26 protein-coding genes are annotated in these 18816 nt (G+C 63.3%); 5 read left to right on the plus strand and 21 right to left on the minus strand.

The features are described 5' to 3' along the window. Window positions 1-2: 2 nt before the first annotated feature. Together AC1Q64_RS23545 and AC1Q64_RS23550 are read right to left on the minus strand one after the other, a co-directional pair. Window positions 3-1418, minus strand: coding sequence for an HlyD family type I secretion periplasmic adaptor subunit (locus AC1Q64_RS23545; protein WP_291436559.1), 1416 nt, complete (start codon window positions 1416-1418; stop codon window positions 3-5). A gap of 1 nt (window position 1419) precedes the next feature. After that, window positions 1420-3582, minus strand: a complete 2163-nt coding sequence (locus tag AC1Q64_RS23550; RefSeq protein ID WP_492252974.1) for a type I secretion system permease/ATPase — start codon at window positions 3580-3582, stop codon at window positions 1420-1422. Between the two features lie 153 nt (window positions 3583-3735). Between AC1Q64_RS23550 and AC1Q64_RS23555 the strand changes: the two genes are divergently transcribed. Beyond that, window positions 3736-4449: a helix-turn-helix domain-containing protein gene (locus tag AC1Q64_RS23555; RefSeq protein WP_492252975.1), complete on the plus strand. Its 714-nt coding sequence runs from the start codon at window positions 3736-3738 to the stop codon at window positions 4447-4449. 101 nt (window positions 4450-4550) lie between these two features. Next, window positions 4551-5384: a DMT family transporter gene (locus AC1Q64_RS23560; protein ID WP_492252976.1), complete on the plus strand. Its 834-nt coding sequence runs from the start codon at window positions 4551-4553 to the stop codon at window positions 5382-5384. Between the two features lie 91 nt (window positions 5385-5475). Here AC1Q64_RS23560 and ptsP read toward each other — a convergent pair whose 3' ends face one another. The 5 genes from ptsP to AC1Q64_RS23585 all read right to left on the minus strand — a co-directional run bounded on the left by ptsP (window position 5476) and on the right by AC1Q64_RS23585 (window position 9849). Then, the gene (gene ptsP / locus AC1Q64_RS23565; protein ID WP_492252977.1) at window positions 5476-7233 is read right to left on the minus strand and encodes a phosphoenolpyruvate--protein phosphotransferase; all 1758 of its coding nucleotides are present in this window, start codon (window positions 7231-7233) and stop codon (window positions 5476-5478) included. Between the two features lie 53 nt (window positions 7234-7286). After that, entirely contained in the window at window positions 7287-7556 is a 270-nt protein-coding gene (locus tag AC1Q64_RS23570) for an HPr family phosphocarrier protein (RefSeq protein WP_056058887.1), read from the minus strand. Continuing rightward, window positions 7525-7977 (minus strand): PTS sugar transporter subunit IIA, encoded by a 453-nt coding sequence (locus AC1Q64_RS23575; RefSeq protein ID WP_291436569.1) that lies wholly within the window; start codon window positions 7975-7977, stop codon window positions 7525-7527. Before AC1Q64_RS23575 ends, AC1Q64_RS23570 begins: the two co-directional genes overlap by 32 nt. Window positions 7978-8062: 85 nt before the next feature. After that, window positions 8063-9319, minus strand: a complete 1257-nt coding sequence (locus AC1Q64_RS23580) for an MFS transporter (RefSeq protein ID WP_291436570.1) — start codon at window positions 9317-9319, stop codon at window positions 8063-8065. Next, window positions 9316-9849, minus strand: coding sequence for a hypothetical protein (locus AC1Q64_RS23585; protein ID WP_291436572.1), 534 nt, complete (start codon window positions 9847-9849; stop codon window positions 9316-9318). Before AC1Q64_RS23585 ends, AC1Q64_RS23580 begins: the two co-directional genes overlap by 4 nt. Before the next feature lie 181 nt (window positions 9850-10030). On the opposite strand from AC1Q64_RS23585, the gene AC1Q64_RS23590 reads away from it, so the two are divergent. Then, window positions 10031-10534 (plus strand): TlpA disulfide reductase family protein, encoded by a 504-nt coding sequence (locus AC1Q64_RS23590; RefSeq protein WP_291436573.1) that lies wholly within the window; start codon window positions 10031-10033, stop codon window positions 10532-10534. A 151-nt stretch (window positions 10535-10685) separates the two neighbouring features. Here AC1Q64_RS23590 and AC1Q64_RS23595 read toward each other — a convergent pair whose 3' ends face one another. Then, the gene (locus AC1Q64_RS23595) at window positions 10686-11141 is read right to left on the minus strand and encodes a c-type cytochrome (RefSeq protein WP_492252978.1); all 456 of its coding nucleotides are present in this window, start codon (window positions 11139-11141) and stop codon (window positions 10686-10688) included. Between the two features lie 173 nt (window positions 11142-11314). Between AC1Q64_RS23595 and AC1Q64_RS23600 the strand changes: the two genes are divergently transcribed. Both AC1Q64_RS23600 and AC1Q64_RS23605 read left to right on the plus strand, forming a co-directional pair. Then, window positions 11315-11992, plus strand: coding sequence for a cytochrome b/b6 domain-containing protein (locus tag AC1Q64_RS23600; RefSeq protein WP_492252979.1), 678 nt, complete (start codon window positions 11315-11317; stop codon window positions 11990-11992). Between the two features lie 46 nt (window positions 11993-12038). Next, on the plus strand, window positions 12039-12530 hold the full coding sequence (locus AC1Q64_RS23605) for a GNAT family N-acetyltransferase (protein WP_291436579.1): 492 nt from the start codon (window positions 12039-12041) through the stop codon (window positions 12528-12530). Between the two features lie 71 nt (window positions 12531-12601). Here AC1Q64_RS23605 and AC1Q64_RS23610 read toward each other — a convergent pair whose 3' ends face one another. From AC1Q64_RS23610 to AC1Q64_RS23670, 13 genes are all read right to left on the minus strand, one after another. Next, entirely contained in the window at window positions 12602-13108 is a 507-nt protein-coding gene (locus AC1Q64_RS23610; RefSeq protein WP_492252980.1) for a peroxiredoxin, read from the minus strand. Window positions 13109-13301: 193 nt separating this feature from the next. Beyond that, window positions 13302-13571, minus strand: coding sequence for a 30S ribosomal protein S17 (rpsQ, locus tag AC1Q64_RS23615; protein ID WP_015012192.1), 270 nt, complete (start codon window positions 13569-13571; stop codon window positions 13302-13304). A 9-nt stretch (window positions 13572-13580) separates the two neighbouring features. Further along, a complete protein-coding gene (gene rpmC, locus AC1Q64_RS23620; protein WP_015012191.1) occupies window positions 13581-13778 on the minus strand; it encodes a 50S ribosomal protein L29 in 198 nt (65 codons plus the stop codon). Between the two features lie 17 nt (window positions 13779-13795). Continuing rightward, window positions 13796-14212 carry a 50S ribosomal protein L16 gene (rplP, locus tag AC1Q64_RS23625; RefSeq protein WP_015012190.1) on the minus strand — a complete coding sequence of 139 codons (417 nt, stop codon included), beginning with the start codon at window positions 14210-14212 and terminating at the stop codon, window positions 13796-13798. A gap of 2 nt (window positions 14213-14214) precedes the next feature. Continuing rightward, window positions 14215-15096, minus strand: coding sequence for a 30S ribosomal protein S3 (gene rpsC / locus AC1Q64_RS23630; protein WP_291436593.1), 882 nt, complete (start codon window positions 15094-15096; stop codon window positions 14215-14217). A gap of 15 nt (window positions 15097-15111) precedes the next feature. After that, window positions 15112-15444, minus strand: coding sequence for a 50S ribosomal protein L22 (gene rplV, locus AC1Q64_RS23635; RefSeq protein ID WP_007847806.1), 333 nt, complete (start codon window positions 15442-15444; stop codon window positions 15112-15114). A 9-nt stretch (window positions 15445-15453) separates the two neighbouring features. Continuing rightward, on the minus strand, window positions 15454-15729 hold the full coding sequence (gene rpsS / locus AC1Q64_RS23640; RefSeq protein ID WP_010467177.1) for a 30S ribosomal protein S19: 276 nt from the start codon (window positions 15727-15729) through the stop codon (window positions 15454-15456). Window positions 15730-15739: 10 nt separating this feature from the next. Continuing rightward, window positions 15740-16564: a 50S ribosomal protein L2 gene (gene rplB / locus AC1Q64_RS23645; RefSeq protein ID WP_008906426.1), complete on the minus strand. Its 825-nt coding sequence runs from the start codon at window positions 16562-16564 to the stop codon at window positions 15740-15742. Between the two features lie 2 nt (window positions 16565-16566). Beyond that, window positions 16567-16881 carry a 50S ribosomal protein L23 gene (gene rplW / locus AC1Q64_RS23650; protein WP_007847815.1) on the minus strand — a complete coding sequence of 105 codons (315 nt, stop codon included), beginning with the start codon at window positions 16879-16881 and terminating at the stop codon, window positions 16567-16569. After that, a complete protein-coding gene (gene rplD, locus AC1Q64_RS23655; protein ID WP_008906425.1) occupies window positions 16878-17498 on the minus strand; it encodes a 50S ribosomal protein L4 in 621 nt (206 codons plus the stop codon). Before rplD ends, rplW begins: the two co-directional genes overlap by 4 nt. Further along, window positions 17498-18172: a 50S ribosomal protein L3 gene (gene rplC, locus AC1Q64_RS23660; protein WP_291436614.1), complete on the minus strand. Its 675-nt coding sequence runs from the start codon at window positions 18170-18172 to the stop codon at window positions 17498-17500. Before rplC ends, rplD begins: the two co-directional genes overlap by 1 nt. Before the next feature lie 232 nt (window positions 18173-18404). Next, window positions 18405-18716 (minus strand): 30S ribosomal protein S10, encoded by a 312-nt coding sequence (gene rpsJ / locus AC1Q64_RS23665; RefSeq protein WP_005796953.1) that lies wholly within the window; start codon window positions 18714-18716, stop codon window positions 18405-18407. 25 nt (window positions 18717-18741) lie between these two features. Beyond that, on the minus strand, window positions 18742-18816 hold a 75-nt coding region (locus AC1Q64_RS23670), incomplete at its 5' end, for an EF-Tu C-terminal domain-related protein (protein WP_198556962.1).

Here is an 18816-nt window from a genome sequence, read left to right on the forward strand (position 1 = left end):
TTTCACCTCTCCGACAAGGCGTTGGCCTTGGCTCGCAGCACGGGCTTGAGAAGATAGGCCAATACGGTCTTCTTGCCTGTCAAAATGTCCACCTGCGCCACCATCCCGGGAATGATGGGCAGATTCGGCCCGAGACTGGCCTTGCGCGTGCGCACACGCACCAAGTAGTTGGCGTTGCCCTTTTCATCAACCACCGAATCGGCACTGATATTCACCACATCAGCCACCAGCCCTCCATATATAGAGAAATCGTAGGCAGTGAACTTGACCATGGCCTCCTGACCCGGGTGCAAAAAAGCAATATCGCGGGGACTCACCTGTGCCTCCAGGATCAGCGCGTCATCCGATGGCACGATTTCCACCACCTCCTTGCCCGGCTGCACCACCCCCCCCACGGTATTGACCAAAAGGCGCTTGACCGTGCCACGCACAGGCGAGCGGATGTCGGCGTGCTTGACCTTGTCGGCCAGCGCGCGGCCGCCTTCCGACATGCTCGAGAGCTTGCTCATAGTCTCCGACAGCTCCGCACTCATCTGGTTGCGCGCCGTGAGCTGCACCTCCTCGATGCGCCTGGTGGCCTCCTGGATGGCCGCCTGGACCCTTGAAATCTGCGCATCCGCCTGCTCGCGGTCACCGCGCAGCCTTGCCACTTCGCGGTCGAGCCTCAGCACCTCCACTTCAGAAACGGCACCCGTGGCCACCATGGGTTTGGTGGCATTGAGTTCCTTCAGCATGAGCTCCAGCCCCCGTTCGGCCTGCTCCTTGCGCGCGCGCACTTCATTGAGTTCCTGCTGCCGCTGCATCAGCTGGTTCTGCGAAATGGACACCTGTGCGCTGATCTCTTCACGCCGCGATCGGTACAAGCGCATCTCCTGCGCCACGATATCCGGCGCATCACGCAGAAGCTCGGGCGGCGGGATGAAGCTGCCCCCTTGCGTCAGCGCCTGCAGGCGCAAGGCTTTGGCCTGGAGGGCCAGCAGGCTGGCCCGGCTTTCAAGCATGGTGGACATGAAGCGGGTGGAATCCACCCGCAGCAGCAGCTGGCCGGCCTCCACGACCTGCCCCTCGCGCACGGGCAACTCCTCCACGATGCCGCCATCCACGCTCTGGATCACCTGCACCTGGCTGGTTGGCACCACCTTGCCGTCGCCCCGCGTCACCTCGTCCAACTCGGCATACGCGGCCCAGAGCACCAGCAGCAGCAGAAACAGAACTGCGAGCCGCAACAGCGCGCGCGCGCGCAGTGGCTCCTGCTGCAGGCGCGCCCAATCGGCATCATCAGCCCAGTCCAGCGACTCAGCGGTCCCTGCAGGCGTGAGCCGCTTGACCATGCGGCCGAAGATGGAGTCGCTGGCCACCCCGCCCGTCTTGACGGCACGGCCAATCTGGTGGAAGGCTTTCTCGTTGAGCTCCGCCATATCACACCGCCTTTCCGATGCGACCCTGCCGCAGGGCCTGCACCACCTGCTCCTTGGGCCCGTCGGCCACTACACGGCCAGCATCCATCACGATGATGCGGTCCACCAGCTCCAGCAGCGATGTGCGGTGGCTGATGAGCACCAACGTGCGACCCTTGGAGAAATCGGCCAAGCGGCGCTTTATGTCTTCTTCGCTCGAATGGTCCATGGACGATGTGGGCTCATCCAGCAGCAGAACGGCCGGATCGTTGATCACGGCGCGGGCAATGGAAACGCCCTGGCGCTGCCCCCCAGATAGCGACTCCCCGCGCTCTCCCACCAGCATGTCGAACCCCTGCGGGTGGGCATTGATGAGCGGCAGGATGCCCCCGATCTCGGCCGCGCGCACTACCGCCTCGTCATCGGCCAGAGGCGCCCCCAGCGTAATGTTGTCGCGCAGCGAGCCATAGAACAGCATCACATCCTGCTGCACATAGCCCATCTGCCGCCGCAGCTCGGCGGGGTCCAGCTGGCGCAGGTCGATCCCGTCGATGAGCACAGCACCCGACGTGGGCCGGTACAACCCCAGGATCAGCTTCTGCAGCGTGGTCTTGCCCGAGCCGATGCGCCCCAGGATGGCCACACGCTCCCCGGGTTTGATGTTCAGCGTCACATTGCGCAGCGACGCCGACTGCTGGCCCGGGTAGGTAAAGCTCACGTCGCGGAACTCGATGCCCCCCTGCAGCCGCCCCCGGCTGATGAAATTGGCCCCCTCCGGCCTGTCCACCTCGCGCTTCATCATTTCGTTGAGCGAGGTCAGCGCAGTAGATGCCGTGTGGTACTGCACCAGCAGTCCCGCTACCTGCCCCACCGGCGCCATGGCGCGCGAGGCCAGCATCGTGCAGGCAATCAAACCGCCCATGGTCAGCTGGCGCTCGCCAATCATGTACACGCCCAGGATCACGATCACCAGGTTGATGAGCTGCTGCAGAAAGGCCGAGCTGTTGCTGGCCGTGGCCGAGAGCAGGCGCAGCTGCACACCTACCCGCGCCAGCAGCGCCGTGCTTCGCTCCCACTTGCGCTGCAGCGGCGCCTCGGCGCCCAGCGCCTTCACGGTCTCGAAGCCCACCAGCGCCTCCACGAGCGTGGCGTTGCGCTGTGCCCCCGCGCGGTAGGTGGTTTCAGACAGCTCGTGCATGCGCCCCTGCACCGCCAGGGCATAGAGCAGCATCACCAGGGCCCCGATCAGCAGCGGGACCAGCATGGGCCAGGAAATCCAGCCAATCACAACGACAAAGATCAACGCAAAGGGCAGGTCGATGAACGCCACCACAGAGGCCGAGCTGATGAAGTCCCGTACCGACTCGAAAGACCGCAGGTTCGAAGCAAACGACCCCGCCGACGCGGGCCGCTGCTCCATGCGCGTGCCCAGCACCTTCTCCATGATGTGAGCCGACAGCTTCACGTCTGCACGGCTGCTGGCCAGGTCCACAAACCGGCCCCGCAGGGTGCGGAGCACCAGGTCGCCCACCAGCATGATGGACAGACCCAGCGCCAGCACCCATAGGGTATCGACCGCGTTGTTGGGCACCACGCGGTCGTACACGTTCATCGTGAATATGGGCATACCCAGGGCGAACAGGTTGGCCAGCAGCGCGGCCAGCAGCACATCGCGGTACAGGCCATGGTTTTCTGCCAGCACGGACCAGAACCAGTGCCCATGCCGCCCCGCCTTCACCTGCGGCGCCCGCGCATCGAACCTTTGGGACGGGCGTACATACACCGTGGTCCCCAGATAGTCCGCTTCCAGCGCCGCACGCGACACCTGGATGGGCGCATCGCCCAGCTCGGGCAACACCACCAGCGCCTCGCTGCGCCCCTCGCTCCAGCCCAGCAGCACGCAGGCGCGCTCGCCCTGCAGCAGCAAAACCGCCGGCAACAAAACATCCTTGACCCGCGCCAGGGGCTCGCGCACCATCCGGCTGCTCATGTGCGCCCGACGCGCCGCACGCGCAAACAGACCGGGCGTGAGCCGGTGCTGCTCCGCAGGCAGGCCTGCCATCACCGCCTCGGGGGTAGACGGCAAGCCATGGGCCTTGGCCACGATGAGCAGGCACGACAACAACTCGTCGGGACTGCCCCCTGCAAGCTCTGCAGGCGGCACCACACCTGCATTTGAAACCATATGAATTCCTTGTTGCTCAATGTTCGAATTCACTCTAGCAACATAAATTCAAACCGCGAAGCACTAAATGGCAGGTCTGGCGAAGGGCATGCCGCCGACACCAATCTGAGCCTGAACTCCATTTGCAGCAAAATCCGGAATCGAACCGCCTCCATGGACACTCCAGACCAACTCTCCCTGCGCCGCTACGGCGCGTCGCCGGGCAGTCACAGCCATGACCATTTCCAAATCCTACTGGGACTCTCCGGGGCCCTGGACCTGGAGGTGGCTGGCCGTTGCGTGAGCGTGGCACCCGGCGGCGGCTGTGTGATTGCCCCGGGTGATCGGCACGACTTTGAATCGTCCCGTGGCAGCCTGTGCCTGGTGCTCGACAGCGCACACCCCGACTGGGCGCGCTGTACCGGCCAACGCCGCTCGACCAAACCACCCGCCGATGCACTACCACTGGCGCACTATCTGGCGAGCGCACTGCAACAAGACCGCCCGCTGGCACAAACCTACGGCTCTGCGCTGTTGCTGGAGGCCTGGCTCGGCAGCCCCCGTTCCCACCTTTCCATGCCCGGCCCCACTCGCCGCCGCACCATCGACTGGCCCGCACTGCAGCAATGGGCGGCGCAGCAGTGGCACCGTGAACTGACCGTGGCCGACCTGGCGGCGCAGGTGCACCTGAGCCCCAGCCAGTTTGCCGCTCGCTGCCGGGACGACCACGGCGTGGGTGCCATGGCCTGGCTACGGGGCCAGCGCCTGGCACAGGCGCGGCTGCTGCGGGGCACTGGCATGGCAGTGGCGGAGGTGGCGCGGCGCACGGGCTACCGCTCGCCCTCGGCCCTTACGGCTGCGCTGCGCCGAGCTGAGCATCACAGATGACGCAGGCAGACCGCTGAAGACCATCCAACAACCTTGGCGCGCGACGGTACACCAGCGTTGCGCGACGATTTTCGAGGGCGGGCGGGCGTAAGCTCGGTGCCATGCAAGCCAACTTCTACGCCCTGGGCGCCATTGCGCTGTGGGCCTCTCTCGCCTCACTGGGGGTGTCACTCACCCACATTCCGCCCTTCCTGCTCACGGGTGTTGCGCTCATCATTGGCAGCGTGCCGGCCTGGCCGTTTGTGCTGCGTGACCCATCGCAGTGGCGCATCCCGCTGCGCACGCTGGCGCTGGGCGTGTACGGTCTGTTTGCGTACCACTTCCTGCTGTTCATCGCGCTGCGCCATGCCCCGCCGGTGGAGGCCAACCTGGTCAACTACCTCTGGCCGCTGTTCATCGTGGTGCTCTCGCCGGTGGTGCTGCCCGGTGTGGCGCTGCGCCTGCCGCATGTGCTGGCGGCGCTGCTGGGTTTTGGGGGCGCAGCCATTGCGATTGCGGGTGGACGCGAGCTGAGTGGCACGCTGGCCTGGGGCTACCTGCCCGCTCTGGCGGCGGCTCTCATCTGGGCCACCTATTCGCTGCTGACCAAACGCGTGGCAGCGTTCCCGACCACGGCCATCGGCCTGTTCGGACTGGTGTCCGGCGTGCTGTCGCTGCTGTGCCATGTGCTGCTGGAGCCCGCTGTGGCGCTGCAGCCGCGCGACTGGGGGCTGCTCGCAGTGTTGGGCCTGGGGCCGCTGGGGGCGTCGTTTTTTATGTGGGACAGGGCGCTCAAACTGGGGGACGCCCGGCACATCGGCATCCTGAGCTACATCACGCCACTGGCGTCCACCGCGCTGCTGATTCTGGTGAGTGGGCGCGCCTTCACCTGGAGCATTGCACTCGCCACCGCAATGATCATCAGCGCGGCCGTGATGGGGATGCGGGCACGCTGACGGAAAAAATCAGCCCAATTGGCCAGTAGCGCTGGAAAAATATGCCTTGGCAGCTATCAATTTTGATAGTAGCCAACGATCCCGCAAACCCTCAGGCTGTCAACAGCACGGCAGGTTCGTCGCCTTCCAGCACCTGCTGCGCCCACGGTGCGAGCTTGCGCGTGTCGGCGCGCAACACCTCCTGCTTGACGGCCAGGATCTGTGCAGGGTGCATCGAAAAGCTGCGCAAGCCCAAACCTAGCAACAGGCGGGTCATGGTCACGTCACCGGCAGTTTCGCCACACACGCACACGCTCTTGCCCTGGCGTTCGCCCTCGGCGATCACATCGCTCACCAAGCGCAACACCGCGGGGTGCAGCGGGTCGTACAGGTGGGCCACGGCCTCGTCGGCGCGGTCGATGGCCAGGGTGTACTGGATCAGGTCGTTGGTGCCGATCGAGAGGAAATCGAAATACTTGAGGAAGGTGCGCACCATGAGTGCGGCGGCAGGTACCTCGATCATCGCGCCCAGCTGCACCGGACCGTAGGGCTCGCCACGCGCATCCAGCTCGCCTCGGGCCAGGTCCACCTGGGCCAGGGTTTGCTGGATCTCGTGCGTGTGCGCGAGCATCGGAAACAGCAGGTTCACCTTGCCATGTGCAGCGGCCCGCAGCACGGCGCGCAGCTGGGTGCGGAACATGGCCGGGTCGGCCAGGCTCCAGCGAATGGCGCGCAGGCCCAGGGCCGGGTTCAGGTAGCTGTCCTTGTGGGCCTTGTTGTCCAGCGGCTTGTCCGCGCCCACATCAATGGTGCGGATGGTGACTGGCAAGCCCTGCATGCCGTCGATGGCCTCACAGTAGGCGCGGTACTGCTCGTCCTCGCCGGGCAGGTTGCCGCTTTTGCCCATGAACAGAAATTCGCTGCGGAACAGCCCCACGCCCACGGCGCCTGCGCGCACGGCGGCGGCGGCGTCACCGGGCTGCTCGATGTTGGCCAGCAGCTCGATCTTGTGGCCGTCGATGGTGATGGCAGGCGTGTGGCGCAGGCGCGCCAGGCGTTCGCGCTCCAGTTCGACCTGGCGCTGGCGAAATCCGTATTCGGCCAGGATGATGGGCGAGGGATCGACGATGACCACGCCCGCATCGCCGTCGATGATGACCCAGTCGTCCTGGCGCACCAGCTGGCTGGCGGCACGCGCGCCCACCACGGCGGGGATGTCCATGCTGCGCGCGACGATGGCGGTGTGGCTGGTCTTGCCGCCCACGTCCGTCACAAAGCCCGCGAACACGCTTTGTTTGAACTGCAGCATGTCGGCGGGCGAGAGGTCGTGCGCCACCAGCACCAGGGGCACATCCACCGTGTCGTCCAGCAGCAAATCTTGCTGTGTCTTGCGGCGCGGGCTGCTGGCCGGTGGTGCCACCGGGCTGGCCACGCCTTTCATGTAGCGCAGGATGCGTTCAACCACCTGCTCCAGGTCCGCCTTGCGCTCGCGCAAGTACTCGTCCTCCATCTCGTCGAACTGGCGCGCAATCACCTCAAGCTGGGTGGTGAGCGCCCACTCGGCGTTGTACAGGCGCTCGGTGATCCAGTGTTTGACGCCGCCCGTGAGAGCTTCGTCCTGCAGCAGCATCAGGTGCACGTCCAGCAGCGCGGTCAGCTCGTGCGGCGCGTCGGCCGGCATGTCGGTCTGCAGGCGCTGCAGCTCCTCGACCACGGCATTGCGGCCCTGGCGTACGCGCTCGATTTCGCCTTCGACCTGCGCGGGCTCGACAAAGTAATGCGCCACATCCACGCGGCTGGACGCCACCAGCACGGCCCGGCCAATGGCAATGCCGCGTGCGACTGCGAGGCCGTGGACGGAGAAGGTCATGGTGGTGTCATCAAAGGTTCAACGGGGTCAGAACTCGGGCGGAGCTGGCAGGTTCACTCACCCTCGCCAAATTTGTCGGCGATGAGCGCCAGCAGAGCGTCCATGGCCTCCTGTTCGCGGTCGCCGTTGGTTTCCAGCTCCACCTCGGAGCCCAGGCCGGCGGCCAGCATCATCACGCCCATGATGCTCTTGGCGTTGATGCGGCGCTCTCCCTTGCTCATGAAAACGTCACACGGGAAGCTGCCGGCCAGCTTGGTGAGCTTGGCCGAAGCGCGGGCGTGCAAGCCCAGTTTATTGCTGATGGTCGTACGAGTCTTGATCATGTCGGTTACGGCGGTTCTGGTTCTGCGGCGCGGAAATGGCCACCTGCATCACCCCTTGGGTGCCCCCCACCACGGCGCGGGTCACCACGGAATCGAGCGGCTCAGCCCGGTAACTCACGGCGCGCAACAGCATCGGCAGGTTGACGCCCGTCACCAGGCGCGAGCGCACGCCGTCTACCAGGCGCTGCGCCACGTTGCAGGGCGTGGCGCCGAACACATCGGTCAGCACCAGGGTGGTGTCGGTGCCCAACTGGTCCAGCATGATGCGAGCCTGGGCCAGCGATTCTTCGGGGGGCTGGTTGGGCTGCACGTCGAGCGCAGCCACGCTGCTGCCGCAGTCGGCAAACACGTGCAGCGCACATTCACGCAGCGCGTGGGCCAGTGGGGCGTGGGCAATGATGAGGATGCTGGTGGGGCTCATGGTCACGACTTACGCCACGCGGGTATCAACGAAGGGCAGGTCATGAAGAGGCCGCCGGTGGTTGCATCGATGGTTGCGCAAGTGTTCATGGTGTGGGGGTTGTCAGCACATTATGGCGCCGCCCTCGCAACACGAACCACGCATAGGCGCCGGCGTTGCACGCCAGGTACACCGCCATGGCCGCCTGAAAGGCCTGCACCGTGGCCAGTCCGGCAGCCGCAAAGGCGTCCACCGCCAGGCCGATCCCCCACTGCACCACAAACACGCCCGCAAAAATCACGAGGTTGTAGGCCGACAGTGCACGCCCTGCCAGCGCCTGCGGAAACGCCATGGCCACGGCAGGCTGCGACAGCGACACAAAGGTGCAAGACACACAGAACAAGGCCCAGGCGCCGCCCCCGGCCTGGGGCCCCGCCAGGATGATGCCCAGCAACACCACCAGGCACAGCGGCAGGCCCATGGCCATCAGGCGGTCGGCACCAAACCCCTTGCGCAGCAGCCAGGGGTTGACCATGCCCCAGGTCCAGAAGGTGCACAACATGGAGACGTTGATCCAGAACAGGCCCGTCGCCGACTCCAGGGCGGTGTAGCCCGCCACGCGCTGCATCCACGGCCCTGCCCACAACGTCTGCATGGCCACCATGCCGCCGTAGCAGAAGAACCCCAGCGGCGCGAGGCGCTGGAAGTAGGGGTGGCGCCACACCACGCCATAGCCCTGGGGCACGGCCTCTGCGGCGTTGGGCGCTGCCTTGGACTGCCCCGCCGACCCCCAGACCGGCACCCACAAAGCAATCACCACCATCGACAACGCGATCAATACCGCCAGCCCCCAGAACAGTGGCCGCCAGCCCACCAGCGGCAACGCCCATTGCACTGGCAGCGTGGAGGCCACCATGCCCAGCGAGCCCGTCATCAGCATCCACGAGTTCGCCCGCATCTGCGCCACCGGCTCCAGCCAGCGGCGATAGCCCGTGAGCGGCGCCATCAGGCAGGCGCTGACGCCCGCACCACACAAGACCCGCCCGGCGAGCAACCCTGAGAACCCCGTGGCCGCTGAGAACACGAGGCTGCCCACCACGGCCACGCCCAGGAACCCCAGCGCGACCTTCTTGGGGCCGTGGCGGTCCAGCCAGGTGCCCAAAGGCAGCTGCGTGGCAGAGAAGCCCAGAAAGTACCCGCCCGCCAGCAGCCCCAGGTCCCGCGCCTGCAGCGAGAACTCCTGGGCCAGCGTGGGCGCCAGGGTGGCCGTGACAGCACGCACCAGCGCGGACAGAAAGTAGGCAAAGGCAAACGCCAGAAAGACGATGACGGCCGCCCGCCGTGGCAACACGCCGCCGCTCATGGCAGCGCCAGGCCGGCGAAGAATTGGTCGGCCACTTCTGGTCGGGGCTTGGCGCTGTAGACGACGGCGTGGTACAGCCGCACCTGCGGCCCTGCCGCGCGTGCAAACCACACGGCCTGCGCCGTGACCGCGGTGCCGTCGGGGCGCTGACCCTGGGCCACGGTACGCACCGACTGCGGCAGGGGCAAGGTGCCGCGCGGCGTATAGGAAACGTCTTGGGCCCCTGCTACAGCCCCCGCCCCCAGGCGCGCCAGCATGGCAGCCCGCCAGTGGGTGAGTGCTGCGCCCACCTGGGCAGGGTCGGCCAACGCGGCATGGGATACGGCAAAGGTTGCGCCATCGGCATCGCAGCCCACCATGGACAGCTCTACCGGCGCACCGGCCAGCTCCACGGTGCGGGTGGCGTGGTCGGGCTTGCACGGCAGGGTGATGGTCAGGTCCGCCTCGGGCAGCGGCACGGTGCGCCAATTCAGTGCGGGGCTGCAGCCCGCAATCAGCAGGGCGGCGGCCCCGGTCAATGTCCATTTCATCGGGGCATTATCGGCAGAGTCCCCGATGTCGGCTCTGCCCTGCGTTCTGCAGCGAACTTTTGCGGGAAAGTCGAGTCCAGCCCTGGTGTTGCGGGCGCCGCTTGCGCCGCGAGCGGGCGGCTCCGGCACAATGTGGGGTGGGGCACAGGCCCCGTGTTTTTTTGGGATGGGTGGTGAAGTCATGGCGATCAAGCATTGGGCAGCAGGTGTGGCGGTGGCAGCGTTTGCCGCTGTGGGCGCCTATGTGTACCTGGACACGGGCCGCGCCGAAGCGCCTGCATCGACCTTCGTGCTGCTGGACGGCTCCAGCAAATCCACCGCCGACCTGAAAGGCAAGGTCACACTGGTCAACTTCTGGGCCACGAGCTGCACGACCTGTGTGGCCGAGATGCCAGAGATCGTCGCGACTTACAACAAGTACAACAGCAAAGGCTTTGATACCCTGGCTGTGGCCATGAGCTACGACCCACCCAGCTACGTGGTGAACTTTGCAGAGACACGCAAGCTGCCTTTCCAGGTGGCCATCGACAACACCGGCAGTGTGGCCAAGGCCTGGGGCGATGTGCGCCTGACGCCCTCCACGTTCATCGTGAACAAGCGGGGCGAGATCGTGAAGACCTATGTGGGCGCCCCCAATTTCCCGGAGCTGCACCAGCTGATCGAGAAGCTGTTGGCGGAAACCTGAGAAGCAGGGCGAATACAACGCCCCACCATGGACCACAGCCCGCCCCGGGCACAAAAAAGGCCAATTTCGGAAGAAATTGGCCTTTTGCGTTAGTGACTCATGCCTGAATTGCTACAAAAAGCAGAGCAACAAGCTTCTCCCGCTGTTTCCGTCACTTCGCGCGGAAGCTGTCGTGGCAGGCCTTGCAGGTGCCCGCCGTAGCGCCGAAAGCGGTCTTGAGATTGTCGAGGTTACCCGTCTTGGCCGCAGCGGCAAGTTTCACGGCCTCTGCTTCGAGCTTCTCGGCATGGTCCTTGAACTTGGCTTGCTCGGTCCAGATTTCTGGCAGTGCCTTGGTGGGTGCGCCCTTGTCGGTGCCCGGGCCAAAACCTGCCCATGGCAGCTTTGCCATGTGGGCCACGATATCGGCGTTCTCTTGCGCCACCTTGGCGTCGAAAGGCACACGGCCGTTGGCCATGGCGCCCAGGCGGCCGAAGTGCTGGCCCATCACAAACAGCGCACTCTGGCGGTATTTGATGGCATCTTCGGCTTTGGCAAATTGGGCGGAGGCGGGGGCGGACAGGGTCAGGGCCGCAGCCGCCAGGGTCAACGCAGCAAATGCTTTCATCGGAACTTCCTTTTTCGTGGGTGGAACAGAATGGTGCCTTCCAAGCCTGCGCAGTATGCCGGTTTGAGCGCAGTTGTGCTGTGGCTGGGAGGTTACAGGTCCGGCCGCCCTGTCGCACAATGCCGCATATCTCTTCATCCATCCCTCACTTCGGCGCACCGCCTTCGACCACCATGACGCAGCACACCGTACGCATCTGGGACCTACCAACCCGCATTTTTCATTGGGCCCTGGCGGTCAGCATCGTGGCACTGGTCATCACCGCCAATGTGGGGGGCAATGCCATGGTCTGGCACTTCCGTCTGGGCTACACGGTGCTGGCATTGCTCGTGTTCCGCACTGTCTGGGGGTTGGTGGGGGGCCGCTGGTCGCGCTTTTCGGCATTCCTGTACTCGCCGGCACGGCTGCTGCGGTACCTGCGTGGCGCGCCACATCCTGAGGACGGCATCGGACACAGCCCGCTGGGCGCGTTGTCGGTGTTCGTGCTGCTGGCCGTGCTGGCAGCCCAGGTGGGCACGGGTTTGCTGAGCGACGACGAGATCGCCTTTGCCGGACCGTTGACCCAATATGTCTCGAACGCCGTCGTGGGTCTGGCTACGAGCTACCACAAGGACATCGGGCAGTTTCTGGTGCTGGGGCTGGTGGCAGTGCACGTGCTGGCCATCATCTTTTATGTGCGCGTGCGCAAGCAGCAGCTCATTCGCCCCATGCTGGACGGCGACAAGACGCTGCCCGAGGCGGCGGCGCCTTCGCGGGACGACACCCTGAGCCGCATCATGGCATTGGTGGTGCTGGCCCTGAGCGGGGGCCTGGCCTGGTGGGTGTCGTCACTGGCAGCACCGGCGTTCTGACCGAAGTCGCTACACTGGCGACTCCCTCGTTTGCACGCCCTGCGCTTTGGACAAGCCCTCCATCTCCCTGAGAACCCCCTCCTCGCCTGCGGAGTGGGACGCGGTCAGAGACATCTTTCGCGAGTACGCCTGCACGCTGGGCGTCGATTTGTGTTTTCAGGACTTTGAGTCCGAACTGGCGCAGTTGCCTGGCGACTACGCCGAACCCCGTGGCGCCCTGCTGGTCGCAGAAGTGGAAGGCGCCCTGGCCGGCTGTTGTGCCCTGCGCCCGCTGGACAACGCCGATTACCCCAACGCCAGTGAAATGAAGCGGCTGTATGTGCGCAAGGCATTTCGGGGCTTTGGCCTGGGCCGCGAACTGGCCGAGGCCATGCTGGACCGGGCGCGGCAGGCCGGTTACGCCTGCGTATTGCTCGACACCCTGGACGATATGGAGTCGGCCCGCGCGCTGTATACCGATCTGGGCTTCGAGGAAATCCCGCCCTACTACCACAACCCCATACCGGGGGCGCATTACCTCAAGGTCGATATTTTTTGATCATTTGAGGCGCCAGCGCATGATTTACATGCGCCGGCAGCTATCTATTCAATAGCAGTGAACGTGATATGTCACGCCTTGGCCTGCGCCAGCAGCGTGTCGGCATCGCTCACTTCAAACTTGCCTGGCGCTTCGACGTTGAGCGTCACCACCTTGCCATCGCGCACCAGCATCGAATAGCGGTTGCTGCGCAGGCCCATGCCCTTGGAGGTCAGGTCCAGAGTCAGGCCCGTGGCTTGCGCGAAGGCGGCGCTGCCGTCGCCCAGCATGCGCACCTTGCCATCGGTCTTCTGGTCACGCGCCCAGGCGCCCATCACAAAAGCGTCGTTCACGCTCACGCACCAGATCTCATCCACACCAGCCGCCTTGAACTCGGCAACCTTCTCCACATAGCCGGGAACATGCTTGGCCGAGCAGGTGGGGGTGAAGGCGCCAGGCAATGCAAACAGGGCAATCGTCTTGCCTGCCGTGGCCTTGTCCACCGCTACGGGATTTGGCCCAATGCTGCAGCCTTCGCCCTCGACTTCGGAATATTCCATCAGCGTGGCTGCGGGCAGGGTGTCACCGACTTTGATCATTGTTTTCTCCTAGGGATGTTGGGATGGGGTGTTGGAACCCGAGAACGCCGTGCCTCGCCAAGCTTCTCTTGGGCACTGTGTAGCGTGTGCACAAAAGGGAGGCCCACAAAGCAAAACGACCCACATTGTGGGTCGTTTTGAAGGGCTTTGCTGCCCAGGGGCTTGCGCCCACAGAGCAGGCATGGGCTGCTGCTTACAGCAGGCCAGCCTTTTGCACCAAACGGGTAGCCACCCAGTTCTTGGTCTTGGAGAGCGGACGGCTCTCGGTGATTTCGATCACGTCGCCCAGCTTGTACTCGCCCTTTTCATCATGGGCGTGGTACTTGCTCGACTTCGCAACGATCTTGCCGTAGAGCTCGTGCTTCACACGACGCTCGACGAGCACGGTCACAGTCTTTTGACGCTTGTCGCTGACCACCTTGCCAATCAAGGTGCGCTTGAGGGATTTTTTAGGTTCCGTCATATGGGCTCCTTACTTGGCGGCTTGCTTTTCAGCAAGGATGGTCTTGGCACGTGCGATATCACGGCGGGTGGTGCGCAGCGTGTTGGTGTTACCCAGTTGCTGCGTAGCCTTTTGCATGCGCAGGCCGAAATGGGCCTTTTGCAGGGCCTTGATTTCGGCTTCGATGCCGGCAACGTCTTTTTGGCGCAGTTCAGTAGCTTTGGTCATTTTCATGGTCTCCTGAATTACGCGCCAAGGTGACGGCTGACGAACGTGGTGCGCAGCGGCAGCTTGGCAGCAGCCAGGCGGAACGCTTCGCGGGCCAGTTCTTCGGGCACGCCGACGATCTCGAACACGATCTTGCCGGGCTGGATTTCGGCCACGTAGTACTCGGGGTTGCCCTTACCGTTACCCATACGCACTTCTGCGGGCTTGGTAGAGATTGGCTTGTCCGGGAACACACGGATCCAGATACGGCCGCCACGCTTGACGTGACGGGAAATCGCACGGCGTGCAGCTTCGATCTGGCGGGCCGTCAGACGGCCACGATCGGTGCACTTCAGACCGAAATCACCGAACGCAACGGAGGCACCCCGTGTTGCGACGCCAGTGTTACGGCCCTTTTGCTCCTTGCGGTATTTACGGCGAGCAGGTTGCAGCATCTTTATTCTCCTTTACCGTCCGCTGCTGTAGCGGGCGCGGCGACTTTGCGTACGCGCTTAACGGCGGTGTTATCAGCGCCACCAGCTTCCGCTGGCTTGTCGCTGCCGTCGGCCGGAGCGGCGTTACCACCGACAGGACGACGTGGGCCACGGCCTGCGCCTGGACGATCGCCACCTGGGCGGCCATCACGGCGTGGGCCGCGTGGGCGGCGCTCTTCGTCTGGACGAGGCGTTTCCACGGCGGGCAGGTCATTGCGGCCCAGCGTGTCACCCTTGTAGACCCAGACCTTGACGCCGATCACACCGTAGGTGGTCTTGGCTTCAGAGGTACCGTAGTCGATGTCCGCACGCAGCGTGTGAAGTGGCACGCGGCCTTCACGGTACCACTCGCAGCGAGCGATTTCGATACCGTTCAGACGACCGGACGACATGATCTTGATGCCCTGGGCACCCAGACGCATGGCGTTCTGCATGGCGCGCTTCATGGCGCGGCGGAACATGATGCGCTTTTCGAGCTGTTGCGTGATGCTGTCGGCGATCAGCTTGGCATCGATTTCAGGCTTACGCACTTCTTCGATGTTCACTGCGACCGGCACGCCCAGGCGAGCAGCGAGTTCCTTCTTCAGGTTCTCGATGTCTTCACCCTTCTTGCCGATCACCACACCAGGACGTGCCGAGTAAATGGTGATGCGGGCGTTCTTGGCAGGACGCTCGATCAGGATGCGCGACACAGCCGCGTTCTTGAGCTTGGCCTTCAGGTACTCGCGCACCTTGATGTCTTCGGCCAGCATGCCCGCGAAATCGCGGTTGCTGGCGTACCAACGGCTGGACCAGTTGCGGCTGACCGCAAGGCGGAAGCCGGTAGGATGGATTTTCTGTCCCATAGTCTTCCCGAGCCTTTAGTTGCCAACCGTCACGTACACATGGCACGTGGGCTTGCTGATGCGGTTGCCGCGGCCTTTGGCGCGCGCGGTGAAGCGCTTGAGCGTGGTGCCTTGTTCGACGTAGATGGTCTTGACCTTCAGTTCGTCGATGTCAGCGCCATCGTTGTGTTCGGCGTTGGCGATGGCCGACTCCAGAACCTTCTTGACGATTCCCGCAGCTTTTTTCTGCGTGAAGTTCAGGATGTTCAGAGCCTGGTCCACTTTCTTGCCGCGGATCAGGTCGGCGACCAGACGGCCCTTGTCGACCGACAGACGGACGCCCCGGAGGACTGCACGTGTTTCAGACATGGTCGTTCCTTACTTCTTCGCTTTTTTGTCAGCGGGGTGACCCTTGAAGGTGCGCGTCAGGGCGAATTCGCCCAGCTTGTGGCCCACCATCTGGTCGGTGACATAGACCGGCACGTGTTGCTTGCCGTTGTGCACGGCAATGGTCAGACCGATGAACTCGGGCAGAACCATGGAGCGACGCGACCAGGTCTTGACTGGTTTCTTGTCCTTGGTGGCAACGGCCTTTTCGACCTTGGCCAGCAAGTGATGGTCAACAAATGGACCCTTTTTGAGAGAGCGAGTCATCTGTTACCCCTTACTTCTTGCGACGCGACACGATCATGATCTGTGTGCGCTTGTTGTTACGGGTGCGATAACCCTTGGTGAGATTGCCCCAAGGATCGACTGCATGGCGGCCTTCGCCGGTGCGGCCTTCGCCACCACCGTGAGGGTGATCCACAGGGTTCATGGCCACGCCACGAACCGTAGGGCGAATACCCATCCAGCGCTTCACGCCGGCCTTGCCCAGTTGGCGCAGGCTGTGCTCTTCGTTGGCCACTTCACCGATGGTGGCGCGGCATTCGATGTGAATCTTGCGCACTTCGCCAGAGCGCATACGCACTTGAGCGTAAACGCCTTCGCGGGCCAGCAGCGTTGCCGAAGCACCAGCCGAGCGGGCGATCTGAGCACCGGCACCGGGCTTGAGCTCGATGCAGTGGATGGTCGAACCCACGGGGATATTGCGGATAGGCAGCGTGTTGCCTGCGCGGATCGGAGCTTCCGAACCGGACAGCAGGGTTGCGCCCACTTCCAGGTTGCGGGGAGCGATGATGTAGCGACGCTCGCCGTCGGCATAGCACACCAGAGCGATGTGGGCCGTACGGTTGGGATCGTACTCAATGCGCTCAACCTTGGCCGGAATACCGTCCTTGTTGCGCTTGAAGTCCACCACACGGTAGTGGTGCTTGTGACCACCGCCCTTGTGACGGGTGGTGATGTGACCGTTGTTGTTACGACCGGCCTTCTGGAATTGTGGCTCCAGCAGGGGGGCGTACGCTTCACCCTTGTACAGGTGGTCACGCGTGACCTTCACCACAGCACGTTGGCCGGGCGAGGTAGGTTTCATCTTAACGACAGCCATGATTACGCGGCCTCCCCGGAGAGGTTCAGCTCTTGACCTGGCTGCAGCGTGACGTATGCCTTGCGAACGTTGTCGCGGCGGCCGACGGTCTTGCCGAAACGCTTGGTCTTGCCTTTGGTGTTCACCACAGAAACGCCCTTGACTTCCACCTTGAACATCAATTCCACAGCGGCCTTGATTTCGGGCTTGGTAGCGTTCTGCAGCACCTTGAACGTCACTGCATTGGACTTCTCGGCAACCATGGTGGCCTTTTCGGACACGATGGGAGCGACCAGCACTTGCATCAGACGACCTTCGTCAAACTTGAGTGTGCTCATGCGAACATCTCCTTGAGTTTGTCGATTGCACCCTTGGTGACGAGCACTTTCTTGAAACGCACCAGCGACACGGGATCAGCGTAACGGGGCTCAACGACGAGCACGTTCACCAGATTGCGCGAAGCCAGGTACAGGTTTTCGTCCACTTCGTCGGCAATCACCATCACCGATTGCAGGTTCATCGCCTTGAACTTGTCAGCCAGGACCTTGGTCTTAGGCGAGTCAAGCTTGAGCGAATCGACCACAGCCAGACGGCCTTCGCGGGCCAGCTGCGACAAGATGGCAGACATACCGGCGCGGTACATCTTCTTGTTGATCTTCTGCGTGAAATTTTCGTCAGGCATGTTCGGGAAAATCCGACCACCCCCACGCCACAGAGGCGAGGAAGTCATACCTGCACGTGCGTTACCCGTACCCTTTTGCTTGAAAGGCTTCTTGGTCGAGTGACGGACTTGCTCGCGGTCCTTCTGGGCGCGAGTGCCTTGGCGTGCGTTGGCCTGATAGGCCACCACGATCTGGTGCACCAGATCTTCGTTGTATTCACGACCGAACACGGTTTCAGGAACATCCAACTTGGATGCGCCCTGGCCTTGGTCATTCAGGAGTTCGAGCTGCATTAGTTCGCTCCTTTAGAAGGTTTGGCCTTGACTGCGGGACGCACGGTCACGAACCCACCCTTGGAGCCCGGGATTGCACCCTTGATCAAGAGCAGTTGACGCGCTTCGTCGATGCGAATGACATCGAGGTTTTGCGTGGTCTTGGTGACATCGCCGAGGTGGCCCGTCATGCGCTTGCCGGGGAACACGCGACCTGGGTCTTGTGCCATACCGATCGAGCCAGGCACGTTGTGCGAACGGCTGTTACCGTGCGACGCGCGCTGCGAGCTCATGTTGTGACGCTTGATGGTACCGGCGTAGCCCTTACCGATGGAGGTGCCTTGCACGTCCACCTTCTGGCCGACAGCAAAAACATCAGCCACAGGCACTGCAGCACCAGCGGCATACTTGCCAGCGGTTTCTGCGGTCACGCGGAATTCCTGGATGATTTCACCGGCTTCCACACCTGCCTTGGCAAGGTGGCCGGCTTCTGGCTTGGTCACGCGCGATGCTTTGCGCGAACCGAACGTGACCTGCAGGGCCACGTAGCCATCGTTCTCTTGGGTTTTGACCTGGGTAACGCGGTTGTTGGACACATCCACCACCGTGACAGGCACTGCGTCCCCATCATCGGTGAACAGACGCATCATGCCCACTTTGCGACCCAGCAACCCGAGGGAGTTGCTCAGACTCATTGGTTTTCTCCAAAACTCTCACCGCCGCAACTTCAATTGGCTACGGCGTTTTCGCAGGCTCTCGCTTGCGTGTATGAAAGAAGGTTAATAAAACTCCGCTGACGCACACCGTTTAACGGGCGCAAATCGAGCGAAGCCCTAAAGTATAACGCGAACTGCTTTTTCAAGCAAGTTCGCGTTATTTCAGTCACTGCAAGGCAGGCAAGCCCGCCCCACAGCAGCCATTGCTACATCACTGCAGCTTGATTTCGACGTCCACGCCGGCTGGCAGGTCGAGCTTCATCAGGGCGTCCACGGTCTTGTCCGTTGGGTCCACGATGTCCATCAGACGCTGGTGCGTGCGGATTTCCAGCTGGTCGCGACTGGTCTTGTTGACGTGCGGCGAGCGCAGGATGTCGAAACGCTTCATGCGTGTCGGCAGGGGCACGGGACCCTTGACGATGGCGCCTGTGCGCTTGGCGGTGTCAACGATCTCGGCAGCGGACTGATCGATCAGCTTGTAGTCAAACGCCTTCAGGCGGATGCGGATTTTTTGCTTGGACATGGCAAGTTCCTTTTCTGCTTATGAATTAAGCAATGATCTTGGCCACGACGCCAGCGCCCACAGTACGGCCACCTTCGCGGATAGCGAAGCGCAGACCTTC

This window comes from Acidovorax sp. GW835-FHT14G06 (genome assembly GCF_058793595.1).

Bases quoted from the DNA above. Each gene is read 5' to 3' on its own strand.
- AC1Q64_RS23595 (WP_492252978.1), bottom strand. From the start codon at position 11,141: ATGAAAGCATTTGCTGCGTTGACCCTGGCGGCTGCGGCCCTGACCCTG.
- AC1Q64_RS23560 (WP_492252976.1), top strand. From the start codon at position 4,551: ATGCAAGCCAACTTCTACGCCCTGGGCGCCATTGCGCTGTGGGCCTCT.
- rpsC (WP_291436593.1), bottom strand. From the start codon at position 15,096: ATGGGACAGAAAATCCATCCTACCGGCTTCCGCCTTGCGGTCAGCCGC.
- AC1Q64_RS23585 (WP_291436572.1), bottom strand. From the start codon at position 9,849: ATGAAATGGACATTGACCGGGGCCGCCGCCCTGCTGATTGCGGGCTGC.
- rpsQ (WP_015012192.1), bottom strand. From the start codon at position 13,571: ATGACGGAACCTAAAAAATCCCTCAAGCGCACCTTGATTGGCAAGGTG.
- rpmC (WP_015012191.1), bottom strand. From the start codon at position 13,778: ATGACCAAAGCTACTGAACTGCGCCAAAAAGACGTTGCCGGCATCGAA.
- AC1Q64_RS23600 (WP_492252979.1), top strand. From the start codon at position 11,315: ATGACGCAGCACACCGTACGCATCTGGGACCTACCAACCCGCATTTTT.
- rplP (WP_015012190.1), bottom strand. From the start codon at position 14,212: ATGCTGCAACCTGCTCGCCGTAAATACCGCAAGGAGCAAAAGGGCCGT.
- rplB (WP_008906426.1), bottom strand. From the start codon at position 16,564: ATGGCTGTCGTTAAGATGAAACCTACCTCGCCCGGCCAACGTGCTGTG.
- AC1Q64_RS23610 (WP_492252980.1), bottom strand. From the start codon at position 13,108: ATGATCAAAGTCGGTGACACCCTGCCCGCAGCCACGCTGATGGAATAT.
- AC1Q64_RS23590 (WP_291436573.1), top strand. From the start codon at position 10,031: ATGGCGATCAAGCATTGGGCAGCAGGTGTGGCGGTGGCAGCGTTTGCC.
- rplW (WP_007847815.1), bottom strand. From the start codon at position 16,881: ATGAGCACACTCAAGTTTGACGAAGGTCGTCTGATGCAAGTGCTGGTC.
- AC1Q64_RS23580 (WP_291436570.1), bottom strand. From the start codon at position 9,319: ATGAGCGGCGGCGTGTTGCCACGGCGGGCGGCCGTCATCGTCTTTCTG.
- rplV (WP_007847806.1), bottom strand. From the start codon at position 15,444: ATGTCTGAAACACGTGCAGTCCTCCGGGGCGTCCGTCTGTCGGTCGAC.
- AC1Q64_RS23545 (WP_291436559.1), bottom strand. From the start codon at position 1,418: ATGGCGGAGCTCAACGAGAAAGCCTTCCACCAGATTGGCCGTGCCGTC.
- rplD (WP_008906425.1), bottom strand. From the start codon at position 17,498: ATGCAGCTCGAACTCCTGAATGACCAAGGCCAGGGCGCATCCAAGTTG.
- rpsS (WP_010467177.1), bottom strand. From the start codon at position 15,729: ATGACTCGCTCTCTCAAAAAGGGTCCATTTGTTGACCATCACTTGCTG.
- rpsJ (WP_005796953.1), bottom strand. From the start codon at position 18,716: ATGTCCAAGCAAAAAATCCGCATCCGCCTGAAGGCGTTTGACTACAAG.
- ptsP (WP_492252977.1), bottom strand. From the start codon at position 7,233: ATGACCTTCTCCGTCCACGGCCTCGCAGTCGCACGCGGCATTGCCATT.
- AC1Q64_RS23575 (WP_291436569.1), bottom strand. From the start codon at position 7,977: ATGAGCCCCACCAGCATCCTCATCATTGCCCACGCCCCACTGGCCCAC.
- rplC (WP_291436614.1), bottom strand. From the start codon at position 18,172: ATGAGTCTGAGCAACTCCCTCGGGTTGCTGGGTCGCAAAGTGGGCATG.
- AC1Q64_RS23570 (WP_056058887.1), bottom strand. From the start codon at position 7,556: ATGATCAAGACTCGTACGACCATCAGCAATAAACTGGGCTTGCACGCC.
- AC1Q64_RS23555 (WP_492252975.1), top strand. From the start codon at position 3,736: ATGGACACTCCAGACCAACTCTCCCTGCGCCGCTACGGCGCGTCGCCG.
- AC1Q64_RS23550 (WP_492252974.1), bottom strand. From the start codon at position 3,582: ATGGTTTCAAATGCAGGTGTGGTGCCGCCTGCAGAGCTTGCAGGGGGC.